Below are 12,172 nucleotides of genomic sequence, written 5' to 3' on the forward strand. Positions count from 1 at the left end.
CCGGGCGCGGACGCCGGCCGGGACGCGGGGCAGCCCCCGGTCGAGCCGAAGTCCTGGAAGAAGATCCAGGAGACCAGCTCGGTGCACGAGGGACGTCACTGACGGCAGGGCGGCACAGGAGGATCGGGCCGGCGGTTCCGCGCGTACGGCGGGGACCGTCGGCCCGGCCTATGCCGCTCCGGGGCCGTCGGCCGCCAGCAGTTCGGTGAGGCGGCGGACGGCGAAGGGTATGAGCTCGCGGACCGGGACCAGGCGGCAGGCCGCCTCGCCGACCAGCACCTCGCGGATGCCCGCCCGCTCCTCGAACTCCCGCCCCACGACCGGGAAGTGGGTGTCGTTGTCGTCCGCCACGTCCGGTGCCTCGATCCAGACCCGCTCGCCCTGGATCGCCATCGGGAAGCGGCGGAGCTTGAGCCGGCGGTTGGGCGCGAAGGTCTCCGCGTAGTGCAGGAAGGTGTTGCGGTTGTGGCCGACGCCGACCAGCAGCACGTACCCGCCGAGGTCGTGCAGCGCGCCGAAGGGCGACTCCCGGCCGACGGCGAAGCCGAGCGAGCGCCGGGCGGTGACCTCCCGGGCGTGTGCGCCCACGGCGGCGACCGAGACCTGCGGGTGGGTGCTGCGCAGGCTCTCCGGCAGGGTGCGCAGTGCCTCCGCCACCGCGCCCGTGGCGGAGGACATCTCGGAGTGGAACAGCGGTACGGCGGACCGGAGTTCGGCCACTTCGGGCCCGGGGGCGCCGCTGTGCCCGGGAGCCGGGTCACGGACCGTGTCGGAGGTGAAGGTGGGCGCGGCGACGGTGCCGCCGGGCCCGACCGCCGCGCGCAGGCTGGCCACCACGGCCGCCGCGCCGCCCTCGACCCGGCCGAGGCTGGAGAGCGAGGAGTGCACGATCAGCGCCATGCCCTCGCGGACGCCCGCCCGGTGCCAGCCCTCCACGAGGTCGGCGGTGGTGAGCGGGCCGGTGCCCGGTGTGGTCATGGTGCCCCCTGCGGTGCTGTTCGTGCTGGGATCGTTCGGGGCCGACCATAGCGGGTGGCACTGACAGTCGGTCAGGACGGGGGTGCCGTCGGCCGGTCCGCGGGCCGGAGCCCGGGTCGGAACCCGGTCCGGATCGCGGGTCGGTGCGCGATCCGGCTCACGATCCGGCTCACGGTCGGGCGGCCGGTCGCAGGCGCGGGTAGTCGGTGTAGCCGGTGGCCTCCTGGCCGTAGAGGTGGGTGGGGTCGACGGGGGCGAGCGGACCGTCCGCGGCGAACCGTTCCGGCAGATCGGGGTTGGCGATGAAGGCGCGGCCGTAGGAGACCAGGTCGGCCAGGCCGGCGGCGAGCACCGCCTCGCCGCGCTCGCGGTCGGTGGCGGCGCGGTTCTCGCCGACGTTGCCGATCAGCGGGCCGGACCAGCGCGGTCGCAGGTCGGCCAGGGCCGGGTAGTCGTCGTTGTCGGTGAGGTGGAGGTAGGCCAGGCCGAGGGCGTCGAGTTCGCCGAGCAGCGCGCGGTAGACCGGCGCGGGGTCGGCCTCGTGCATGCCGAACTGCGGGTTGCCGGGGGACAGTCGCAGGCCGAGGCGGTCGGGGCCGACGGCCTCGGCGACGGCGGTGACCAGCTCGATCGGGAAGCGCAGCCGGTCGGCGAGGGTGCGCGGGCCGTACTCGTCGGTGCGCAGGTTGGTGTTGTCGGCCAGGAACTGGTGGATCAGGTAGGAGTTGGCGCCGTGGAGTTCGACGGCGTCGAAGCCGGCGTCGAGGGCCAGGCGGGCGGAGCCGACGTGGTCGGCGACGGTGCGGTGGATCTCCTCGCGGGTCATGGCGCGCGGGGTGACGGCCTCGGCCTTGCCGCCGTCCTTGACGTGCACCGGGCCCGGGGCGGGGACGGCGGAGGGGCCGGCCGGGACGTCGCCGAGCAGCCGGTTGAGCGGGTGGCCCTGGCGTCCGCCGTGCATCAGCTGGGCGACGATCCGGCCGCCGGCGGCGTGCACGGCCTCGGTCACCGCGCGCCAGCCGGCCACGTGCGCGGGCGTCTCCAGGCCGGGCAGGCGCCAGCCGGACTGGCCCTGCCGGCTGGGCCAGATGCCCTCGGTGACGATCAGGCCGGCGCTCGCGCGCTGGGCGTAGTGCTCGGCGACGACGGGCAGGGGCGTACCGTCCTCGGTGGCCCGGTACCGCGTCATCGGGGCCATGACGACGCGGTTCGGCAGGTCGAGCCGGCCGAGGCGGTACGGGGTGAGCAGGGTCGCGGTGGCGGTGGTGGTCATGCCGGTACGGTAAAACCTGACATCAGTGTCAGGTTCAAGCGCGCTCGGCGGCCTCGGTGAGGATCAACTCCTCGATGCCGTAGAGGAATCGTTCCATCGCGGCGCGCGGGAGCAGGGACGGGTCCGCCGTCATGGCCAGGCTCAGCGCCTCGGCGGACTGCAGGACGTCCAGGGCGTAGGTCAGGCCGGGGCGCGGTTCGAACTCCACCGGCCAGGTGAGCGTGGTCCGGTCCTCGCCGGGGTCGGCCGCCACCGGGAGGAGCTCCCGGGTGTCGTTGAACACGCAGGAGCGGTCCGCGAGTCGGACGCCCTCCGCGGTCAGTCGCGCGACCTCGGCGGCCAGGGCCGACCTGTCGTAGTACGCGTGCCGGTAGGTGCCGATCGCCGCGGCGTGGGTCCGGCGCACCACCTCGCCGAACTCGGCCGTGGCGTCCGGAAGACGGAACAGGCCGTCGCCCGCGACCACGCTCACCGCGTCGGCCAGTTCGGGCAGGAAGCGGTTGTTGACCACGACGTTCAGCACGGCCTCGGTCGAGCCGGCGAGCCGGGCGGTCATCGCCGCCGTCGCGGCGAGCAGCACCGAGCCCGTGCTGACCCGGTGCCTGGCCGCCACCCGCTCGACGGCCCGGGGCAGGGCGGGGGAGCGGAGCACCGCGTTCGGGAACCGGGCGGGCTGCTCGGCGGCCGGCGGGAAGAGCCGGTCCGGGCCCAGTCGGAGCTTGCGCACGAACTGCTTGCGGGCCGCCGCATCGCGCCGCAGGCCCCGGTCGGAGGTCTGGAACTCGGCCTCCTCCAGCGGCTGTCGGGTGGATCGGCGCAGCTCGGCCAGCTCCTCGGGCGAGCCGCCGAGGCAGAGCGCGGCCAGGTCGGCGACCAGCCGGCTCATTCCGGAGCCGTCCACCGCGGTGTGCGAGAGCACCAGGCTGACGTGCCGGACCAGCCCGTCCGCCGTCACCGCGCCGATCCGCAGCGGCCACTGGACGGCGGTGTCGAAGGCCTGGGCCGCCAGTTCCTCGTGCAGCCGGGCGCCCGGCCCGGCCGGGTCCTGGCCTTCCCCGGCGGTCAGCAGGTGGACGGCCAGGGTGCCTTCGCCGTCCACGGTCTGGCGGAGGTCGCCGGCCTCGTCCGGGAGCAGGCGGGTGTGCAGCGAGTCGTGCAGGTGCAGCAGCTGTTCCAGCGCGGTCAGCAGGACCGGCAGCGGCAGCCCCGGGTCCAGCGGCGCCGCGGTGGCGATGTTGTAGCGCGGCGCATCGGCCGGCGGCAGCTGTCGTACGGCGTCCCAGATGGCCCGTTGGCCCCAGGTGGCCGGGCCGGATCCGGTCCGGCCGGACAAGAAGGGGATCTCCAGCAGTTGACGAGTGGTCACCGATCGGCTCTCCGTGGTGCGGTGGTCGTTGAGTCGTGCCGGTGCGTTGGGAGCGCGGGTGCTGCTGGGGAGAGTGTGGCGCACCGCCCGCCGCGCGTCGAGGGCTGCGCCGGTGGCGCCGGTCGAGTGCGCGGGTCCGTCGAGGCGGGCCGGGTGGAGCCTGCCCGCTCGTCGCCACGGGTGGTCCTTGGGGTTCCAAAGGTCTCTTGATGTGAAGTATCTTGATGTCGAGATTGATGTCGATCACGCGACGGGGGACCGCCATGCGGGGAAACGGATTGATGGCGCAGCTGCGGCGGCCGCCGGGCGGGCGGGACGCGCGGATCATGCTGCTGGCGCAGTGCGTCGACCGGACCGGCACGGGGGTGTGGGCGGCGGCCTCGGTGCTCTACTTCACCTATGCGTGCGGAATGGACGCGCGCCGGCTGGGGCTGCTGCTCGGGGTGGGGGCGGTGGCGGGGATCGTCGGGTCCCCGCTGGCCGGGCGGGCGGCCGAACGGTTCCCGGTGCGGTGGCTGCTGATCGGCTGCCACCTGCTGCGGCTGGGGGCGATGGGACTGCTCCTGGTGGTCGACGACTTCGCCGCGCTGCTGCCCGTGGTGGCCCTGATCTGCCTGGCCGAGCGGGCCGCCAAGACGCTGGAGATGCTGTTCGCGACCCGGGTGGCGGGCGAGCGGCGGGCCACCTACCAGGCGCTGTTCCGCAGTGTGGCCAACGCCGGGTACGCGCTCGGCGCGGGCGTCGCCGCGATCGGACTGGCGGTGGGGACCGCGGGCGCCTACCGGGTGCTGATCGCGGCCAACGGGCTGTCCTACCTGCTGGCCGCCGTACTGGTCCGGCGCACCCGGGAGCCGTCCGGGCACGGCCTGGTCGCGGCGAAGGCCGGCGACCGGCCCGGCGACCGGCCCGGCGGCGAGCCCGCCGGGACGCCGTCCGCCGTGCCGAGCCCCTGGCGCGACCGCGGCTACCTGCGGTTCGTCCTGCTGGACATCCCGCTGAACCTGGACGACTCGATCCTCAACGTCGGGCTGCCGCTCTGGCTGGTCCACCACACCGGCGCGCCGCACGCCGTCGTCCCGGTCTTCCTGGTGCTCAACACGGTGCTCGTGGTGCTGCTGCAACTGCGGGTCTCGGCCTGGGCGGAGGGCGCGCTCGGGGCGGCCGCCGCGCTGCGCTGGTACGGGGTGACGGTGCTGGGCGGCTGTCTGCTGATCGTGCTCGCCACCGGCGCCGGGCCGGTCGTGGCCTCGGTCGCGCTGCTGGGCGCGGCGGTCCTGATCACCCTGGCGGAGCTGCTGCGCTCGGTGAGCTCCTGGGAGCTGGCGGTGGTGCTGGCCCCGCCGGGCGCCCGGGCCTCGTACCTGGGGGTCGCCGGGATGTCCCAGTCGGTGCAGAAGTCGGTGGGGCCGCTGCTGCTGACCGGCGTGGTGATGGCGGCGGGGCCGCTCGGCTGGCTCGGTCTCGGCGCGGCCACCGTCGGTCTCGGCGCGCTCCAGCGCCGGGCCGGCCTGCGGCGGCTGGCGACGCTGGGCGGGGCGGCCGACGGCACCGTGGCCGAGCCGGCGCGTCCGGCCCCGGCGTCGGCCACGGTGGGCTGAGCCGATTGGAGGCCCGCGCCGGCCCAAGGAGCGGGCGTGCCGCTCAGCGGGCGGCGGCCGCCACCGGGCGATGGCGGAGCATCCAGCCGGCGGCCGGGGCGGCGCACAGGGCGGCGAGGACCACCGCCCCGGCCGCCACCAGCCCGACCGGCCGCCACGGCAGCGCCCACGGCCCCGGCACGCCGAGGACGCCCAGCGCGGCGTGCATGGCGCCGAGTTGGGCGCCGGCCACGGCGCAGCCCAGCACCACGCCGACCGCCGCCACCAGCACCGCCTCGGCGGTCACCAGGCGCACCACCTGGCCCCGGGTGGCGCCGGCCAGCCGGAGCAGGGCGAGTTCGCGGAGGCGGTCCCCGGTGGTGGTGAGCAGGGTGTTGGCGAGCGCGATCGCGGTGTAGAGGAGCGCGAGGCCGAGCACCAGGACGGTCCGCAGCCAGGAGATCCGGGCGTTCGCGGGCGAGGTGGCGGCGAACCAGCCGGCCCGGTCGAGGACCGTCGCCCCGTACGGGCGGAGGGCGGCCCGGGCGCGGTCGAGGGCGGCCGGGCCGTCCGTGCCGGGGGCGAGCCGGACCTCGATCCGGTCCACCCGGGCGCCCGGGGCGTTGGCGGCGGTGACGTACAGTCCGTTGTCGCCCAGGCCGTCGCGCAGCACGGCGACGGCCCGCAGAACGGTCCGGCTGCCGTCGGCCCGGACCACCGGGACCGGCTCGCCGACCGCCCGGCCCCACTCGGCGGGCAGGATCAGCGAGTCGTCGTCGAGACCGGCCGGGGAACCGGCCAGCAGGGGGAGCCGGGCGAGGGCGGCCAGGCCGGCCGGGTCGGCGGTGCGGGCCTCGGAGCGGACGGTGACGCCGTCCGGCTCGACCAGGGCCAGCGGGGTGGGCGCGGTCGCCGAGACGGCGCTCACGCCGGGGACGGCCCGCAGGGCGGCCACCAGCGGGGCCGCCGGACCGGCGGGGCGGACGACCAGGTCGGCGGCGGTCCGGGCACGGGCCTCGGCGGCCCGGGCGGCGCCCACCGTGTCCAGCGCGCCGCTCAAGGAGCCGGTCAGCGCCACCGCCACCAGTACCGGCGCGGCCACCGCGCCGGTGCGGCGCAACGCGGCGGCGGCGTTGGCGGGCACCAGCCGGCCCGCGTACCCGGTGAGCCGGACGGGCAGCAGCAGGCCGAGCACCCGGACCAGCGGCGGCGCCAGGAGCGGGGAGAGCAGGCCGGCCGCGCAGATCAGCCACATCGGCCGGGTGGTGTAGGTCTTGCGGTGCAGCAGGTCGGCCGGGTCCGTGACGAGTGCGGTGCCGGCCAGCGCGGCGGCGGTGAGGACCAGACCGAGGCCGAGCAGCAGCCGGCCGCGGGTCAGCACCCCGGTGTCGAGGTCGGCCGCGCGCAGGGCGTCCAGCGGGCCGACCCGGCCCGCGCGCAGAGCGGCCACCGCGACCCCGCCCAGGGCGACCAGCAGCCCGGTCCAGAACGCGGCGTGCAGCGGCCAGGCCGAACCGCTCGGGGCGAACCCGGGCGGGGCCATGCCGACCCCGGACAGCCACCGCAGGAGCGCGGGCGCGCCGAGCCGGCCGAGCAGGCAGCCGGTGGCGGACGCGGCCGCGCCGAGCAGCAGCGCCTCGGCGAGCACCGTGCGCCGGACCTGGGCCCGGGTGGCCCCGGCCAGCCGGAGCAGGCCCAACTCGCGTCGGCGCCGGACGACCGCGTACGAGTAGGTGGAGGCGACGACGAACGCCGAGACGAACACGCTCACCCCGCCGGCGGTGCCGAGCGCGGCGACCAGCGAGACCAACTCCCCGCCCCCGGGCGGCGCGTCGAGCGCGGCGGCGAGGCCGAGCAGCATCACGGCGGTCATCGCGACGCCGAGCGCGAGGGCGAGGAAGGCGCCGAGCAGGGAGGGCCGGCGTGTGGTGAGGGAGGTCAGGGCGATCCGCAGCATTCTCATGGCGTCCAGCGAACCGGCCGGGGGCGGGGGCGGTCAGCGGGCCGGGGCCTACTCCGGGAGGTAGGGGCGGCCCTACCCGTAGGGGGGATCCCCCGGTGGCGGGCCCCCGGGGCCGGGGGAGGACCCGGGAAAAGGTAGGCCGGGCTCTACCGCGGGCGCGTCCGCCCGGTGCCTAGGGTGTGCGGACGGGATTCCCGTGCCGAGGGGGCAAGGTGAGCGGCAGTACGGCGACCGGACAGGTCGGACAGGTCGGACAGGTCGGAGCGGACGGAGCGGACGGAGCGACCGGGCCGGGTGCGCGGGGCCGCTGGGCGCCGCCGGCCCGGGCCGGGTTCCTGCGCTCCGCCGCCCCCTGGCGGGCGGCCGGGTACCTGCTGGCGACCGGCCTGAGCGGGCTGCTGCTCTGCTTCGGGCTGTTGCTGTCGGGGCTGGTCGCCGGGGTCCTGACGGTGGTGCTGGTCGGGTTGCCGCTGGCGGCCGCACTGGTCCTGGCCGGGGTGCCGATCGCCGCCTGGGAGCGGCGGCTGGTCCGCTTCCTGGACGGCGGGCGGGTGCCGGACCCGCACCTCGTCCCCCACCAGCCGGGCCTGGCCGCCTGGTTGCGGCTGCGCTACCGCGAGCAGGCGACCTGGCGGGAGCTGGGCTTCGCGCTGCTGGCCGCCTTCGTGCTCTGGCCGATCGACCTGGCGGTGGCGGGCTGCGTCCTCGCCGTGCCCGGGTACCTGATCGCGGCGCTGCCGCTGCTCCTGCGGGACGGCGAGCAGGTGAACGTGCTCAAGGTGGTCGTGGTGCACTCGCCGGTGACGGCCGCCCTGCTCGGGCTGGCCGGACTGTTGCTGCTCCCGCTGCTCGCCTACCCGCTGGCCGTCCTGGCGGCGGCCCGGGCGGCGCTGGTCCGGCTGGTGCTGGCGCCGGGCGGGCAGGAGCAGCGGATCGGTGAACTGGTGCGCTCACGGGCCCGGTTGGTGGACGCCTTCGAGGCGGAGCGGCGCCGGATCGAGCGCGATCTGCATGACGGCGCGCAACAGCGGCTGGTGGCGCTGACCGTGGCGCTCGGGCTGGCCCGGCTGGACGCGCCGGCGGACGGGCCGTTGGCCGCCCGGCTGGCCGAGGCGCACCGGGAGGCAAGTGAAGTCCTCGCCGAACTGCGGGAGTTGATCAACGGCATTCATCCGCAGGTGCTCACCGACCACGGCCTGCCGGAGGCCTGCGCGGACGCCGCCGACCGCTCGCCCGTCCCCGTCGACACCCGCTTCGAGCTGCCCGGGCGGCTGCCGGCCCCGGTCGAGTCGGCGGGCTACTTCGCCGTCATCGAGGCGCTCGCCAACCTCGCCAAGCACAGTGGTGCGAGCGGCGCGACGGTCGAAGGCCGGTTCACGGACGGCCGGTTGACGATCGAGGTGACGGACGACGGCCGCGGCGGCGCCGACCCGGCGCGCGGCACCGGACTGACCGGGCTGGCCGACCGGGTCGCGGTGGTGCACGGCACACTGACCGTCAGCAGTCCGCCCGGCGGACCGACCCTGGTGCGGGTGGAGATCCCCTGCGCCCCGATCGACCGAGGAGCGGCGTGATGACGAGTGGACCGACGGCGGACGGCCTGCGGGTGGTGCTGGCCGAGGACGGCGTCCTGCTGCGCGAGGGCCTGGTCGGCCTGCTGGCCCGGTTCGGGCACCGGGTGGTGGCGGCCGTCGGGGACGCCGAGGCGCTGCGGACGGCGGTCGGGGAGTACCGGCCGGACCTCGTGGTCACGGACGTCCGGATGCCGCCGGGCCAGAGCGACGAGGGGCTCCGGGCGGCGCTCGCGCTGCGCGAACGCTTCCCCGGGCTACCCGTCCTGGTGCTCAGCCAGTACGTGCAGCACTCGTACGCGGCCCGGCTGCTGGAGGCGGGGGACGGCCGCGGGGTCGGCTACCTGCTGAAGGACCGGATCGGGCAGATCGAGGAGTTCGTCGCGGCCGTCGGCACGGTGGCCGCCGGGGGCACGGTGGTGGACCCGGAGGTGGTGCGGCACCTGCTGCGCCGCCGCCGCAGTCCGCTGGAGCGGCTCACCCCGCGCGAGCGGGAGGTGCTGGGGCTGATGGCGCAGGGGCGGTCGAACGCGGCGATCTGCCGGGAGCTGACGGTCTCGGAGGCGGCGGTGAGCAAGCACATCGGCAACATCCTGATGAAGCTGGACCTGCCGCCGGCCGAGGAGGCCCACCGGCGGGTGCTGGCGGTGCTGGAGTTCCTCCGGGCGTGAGGGCGCCCTCGGCGGTGCCCGTTCTCCGTCGGCGCGGTCGGTGCGGTCGGCGCGCCCTCGTTCGGGTGAGGTTGCCGGGTCGGCCCGGGGCGCCGGACCCTGATGATCCACGGACCGCATCGCCCGACCGTAGAGGTGGTGCGGGCAAGGACCGTCCCCTACCCGAGACGTACACGGATCAGCCGGGTGGCCGAGGAAGGGTCGTCCCGAGGGGGGATGACCGGCCGGGCGCCACGGCGTCAGCGTGGGGCCCATGACGGGAACGGAAGACTTGAGAGAGCGTCAGTTCAGCGCGATCCGAAGGCGTTTCACCTCGGCGGCCGTGGCGGTCGGACTGACGTCCGCGCTGCTGGCGGCCCTGGTGCCCACCGCGGCGCGGGCCGCGGACGGCGACCCCGGGGCCGGCCAGGACATCGACCGGGGCGGCTGGACCGCGAAGATCAGCCGGACCGAGTACGGCGTCCCGCACGTCGTCGCCCGCGACTTCGGCGGCCTCGGCTACGGCTACGGGTACGCCTTCGCCCAGGACAACCTGTGCCAGCTCGCCGACCAGGTGGTCACCGTGCGCGGCGAGCGCTCGCGCCACTTCGGTCCGGACGGCCGCTCCGTCGACCTGGTGACCAACCTGGTGAGCGACACCTACCAGCGGGGCGTGCTGGGCACCGGGACGGTGCGGCGGCTACTGGCCGCCCCCGCGCCGCTCGGCCCGACCGACGAGGCGCGGCAGCTGGTGGACGGCTACGTCGCCGGGTACAACCGCTACCTGGGCGACACCGGCGCCGACCGCCTCCCCGACCCGTCCTGCCGGGGGAAGGCCTGGGTCGGGCCGATCACCGCGGACGATCTGTGGAACATCCTCTACGACGTCAACACCGAAGCGGGCAGCTCCGCCGCCAAGCAGCAGATCGCCACGGCCGTCCCGGGCGCCGGGGCCGGACTCGCCCCCGGCGCGAGCGCTGCGGGGGCGACCGCGGAGGGGACGTCCGGAGCCGGGGCGGCCCCGGCCCGGATCGCCGCTCCGGGCCGCTCCGCCGACAACCCCGAACTCGGCAGCAACGCCTGGGCGATCGGGCGCGACGCCAGCCGCAACGGCAACGGCCTGCTGCTGGCCAACCCCCACCTCCAGTGGGCCGGTTCGCAGCGCTTCTACCAGGCCCAGCTGACCATCCCCGGCGTCCTGGACGTCGCCGGCGCCGGACTGTACGGCATCCCGTTCCTCCAGATCGGCCACACCCGCGGCCTCGCCTGGAGCCACACCACCAGCTACGCGGACCACTACACCCTCCACCGGCTCACGCTGGTGCCCGGCGACCCGACCGCGTACCTGGTGGACGGCAAGGTCGAACGGATGGCCCAGGAGGCCGTCAGGATCACCGTCCGGGCCGCCGACGGGACGCTCTCCACCGTCGACCGGACCGTCTACCGCTCCCGCCTCGGCTACGTCCTCTCCGAGGGCTGGACCGGGCAGTACGCCTACACCCTCGGCGACGCCAACGCCGAGAACCTCCGCTCCCTGAACCAGTGGCTGGCGGTCGGCCGGGCCCAGAACCTCGACCAGCTGCGCCAGGCCCAGCGCACCTACCAGGGCCTCCCCTGGGTGTACACCACGGCCGTCGACTCCAGCGGCACCACCTGGTTCACCGACGCCTCCGCCGTCCCCCACCTCCCCGACGAGCAGCTCGGCCGCTGCCTGGCCGCGGTCACCGCCATCGGGCCGGTACTGGACGGTTCGACCACCGCCTGCGACCCGGGCCGCGACCCGGACGCGCTCGTGCCCGGCGTCTTCGGCCCCGCCAACCACCCGGCACTGACCCGCACCGACTACGTCGCCAACGCCAACAACGGCCCGTACCTGACCAACGCGGACGCGCCGATCACCGGCCTGCCCACCGTCTACCGGGGCGCCTCCGAGCGGATGCTGCGCACCCAGCTCAGCCTGCGGATGATCGCCGACCGCAGGGCCGGCACCGACGGCCTCGGCGCCCCCGGATTCACCCTCGGCTCGCTCCAGGCGACGATGTTCGGCAACCGGGTGCAGAGCGCCGAACTCGACCGCGACGACGCCGTGGCCCTGTGCCGCGCCCACCCGGAGATCGCCGCGTCCGACGGCACCCGGGTGGACGTGCGCCCGGCGTGCGGCGCGCTCGCGGCCTGGGACACGAGGGCCGACGCCGACAGCCGGGGCACCGTGCTCTGGCAGGCGTACCGGGACGCGCTGGCGAAGACCGGCACGACCGCCTGGCAGACGGTCCCGGCCGACCCGGCCCGGCCGCTGACCACCCCGCGCGGCATCGACGCCGCCAACCCCGTCGCCCAGCGTGCGCTGGCCGACGCGGTGAAGGACCTGGCGAGCCGCGGCCTCCCGGTGGACGCCCCGATCGGCCGCGTCCAGCGCTGGGCGGGCATCCCGCTGCACGGCTGCTCCCACCAGCTGGGCTGCTTCAACGTCGTCACGGCCGGACCGGACTCGGGCGCCGGCGGCGGCACCTACCCGACGGACGTCCGCAGCGTCCCGCACGGCGCCACCTTCGTGATGGCGACCGAGCTGACCGACCGGGGCCCGCGCACCCGGACGCTGCTCACCTACGGCGAGTCCGCCGACCCGACGTCCTCCCACTTCACCGACCAGACCCGCGCCTACGCCCGCAAGCAGTGGGTGACGGAGCGCTTCACCGAGGCCGAGATCCGCTCCGCCCCGGGCCTCACCGTCACCACCCTGCGACGCTGACCCGTTCCCGCCCCGAGCCCCGGGCGGCCGCCGTTGCCATGACGG

At 76.1% G+C, this 12,172-nt stretch carries 8 protein-coding genes; 4 read left to right on the plus strand and 4 right to left on the minus strand.

Going from position 1 to position 12,172, the window contains the following annotated elements; all coding sequences use genetic code 11:
- Positions 1–168: 168 nt before the first annotated feature.
- The 3 genes from ACWGKU_RS28400 to ACWGKU_RS28410 all read right to left on the minus strand — a co-directional run bounded on the left by ACWGKU_RS28400 (position 169) and on the right by ACWGKU_RS28410 (position 3,617).
- On the minus strand, positions 169–978 hold the full coding sequence (locus tag ACWGKU_RS28400; protein ID WP_452178024.1) for an aminoglycoside N(3)-acetyltransferase: 810 nt from the start codon (positions 976–978) through the stop codon (positions 169–171).
- 169 nt (positions 979–1,147) lie between these two features.
- A complete protein-coding gene (locus ACWGKU_RS28405; RefSeq protein ID WP_401049472.1) occupies positions 1,148–2,251 on the minus strand; it encodes an alkene reductase in 1,104 nt (367 codons plus the stop codon).
- A gap of 34 nt (positions 2,252–2,285) precedes the next feature.
- Positions 2,286–3,617, minus strand: a complete 1,332-nt coding sequence (locus ACWGKU_RS28410) for a condensation domain-containing protein (RefSeq protein ID WP_452178025.1) — start codon at positions 3,615–3,617, stop codon at positions 2,286–2,288.
- A gap of 281 nt (positions 3,618–3,898) precedes the next feature.
- On the opposite strand from ACWGKU_RS28410, the gene ACWGKU_RS28415 reads away from it, so the two are divergent.
- The gene (locus ACWGKU_RS28415; RefSeq protein ID WP_452178026.1) at positions 3,899–5,215 is read left to right on the plus strand and encodes an MFS transporter; all 1,317 of its coding nucleotides are present in this window, start codon (positions 3,899–3,901) and stop codon (positions 5,213–5,215) included.
- Positions 5,216–5,258: 43 nt separating this feature from the next.
- Here the strand turns inward: ACWGKU_RS28415 and ACWGKU_RS28420 are convergent, their stop codons facing one another.
- The gene (locus tag ACWGKU_RS28420) at positions 5,259–7,157 is read right to left on the minus strand and encodes an FtsX-like permease family protein (RefSeq protein WP_452178027.1); all 1,899 of its coding nucleotides are present in this window, start codon (positions 7,155–7,157) and stop codon (positions 5,259–5,261) included.
- A 212-nt stretch (positions 7,158–7,369) separates the two neighbouring features.
- Here ACWGKU_RS28420 and ACWGKU_RS28425 point away from each other — a divergent pair, with 212 nt between their 5' ends.
- The 3 genes from ACWGKU_RS28425 (at position 7,370) to ACWGKU_RS28435 (ending at position 12,127) form a co-directional block, all read left to right on the plus strand.
- A complete protein-coding gene (locus ACWGKU_RS28425; RefSeq protein WP_452178028.1) occupies positions 7,370–8,731 on the plus strand; it encodes a sensor domain-containing protein in 1,362 nt (453 codons plus the stop codon).
- The gene (locus ACWGKU_RS28430; RefSeq protein WP_401051736.1) at positions 8,731–9,399 is read left to right on the plus strand and encodes a LuxR C-terminal-related transcriptional regulator; all 669 of its coding nucleotides are present in this window, start codon (positions 8,731–8,733) and stop codon (positions 9,397–9,399) included. The genes ACWGKU_RS28425 and ACWGKU_RS28430 overlap by 1 nt, the downstream gene beginning before the upstream one ends.
- A gap of 271 nt (positions 9,400–9,670) precedes the next feature.
- Positions 9,671–12,127, plus strand: a complete 2,457-nt coding sequence (locus ACWGKU_RS28435) for a penicillin acylase family protein (RefSeq protein ID WP_452178029.1) — start codon at positions 9,671–9,673, stop codon at positions 12,125–12,127.
- The last annotated feature ends 45 nt before the right edge of the window (positions 12,128–12,172 follow it).

The sequence above is a fragment of the Kitasatospora sp. NPDC054768 genome (assembly GCF_053612025.1).

Excerpts from the sequence above, each read along its gene's own strand:
- ACWGKU_RS28415 (WP_452178026.1), top strand. The coding sequence starts at position 3,899 with ATGGCGCAGCTGCGGCGGCCGCCGGGCGGGCGGGACGCGCGGATCATG.
- ACWGKU_RS28430 (WP_401051736.1), top strand. The coding sequence starts at position 8,731 with ATGACGAGTGGACCGACGGCGGACGGCCTGCGGGTGGTGCTGGCCGAG.
- ACWGKU_RS28405 (WP_401049472.1), bottom strand. The coding sequence starts at position 2,251 with ATGACCACCACCGCCACCGCGACCCTGCTCACCCCGTACCGCCTCGGC.
- ACWGKU_RS28400 (WP_452178024.1), bottom strand. The coding sequence starts at position 978 with ATGACCACACCGGGCACCGGCCCGCTCACCACCGCCGACCTCGTGGAG.
- ACWGKU_RS28420 (WP_452178027.1), bottom strand. The coding sequence starts at position 7,157 with ATGAGAATGCTGCGGATCGCCCTGACCTCCCTCACCACACGCCGGCCC.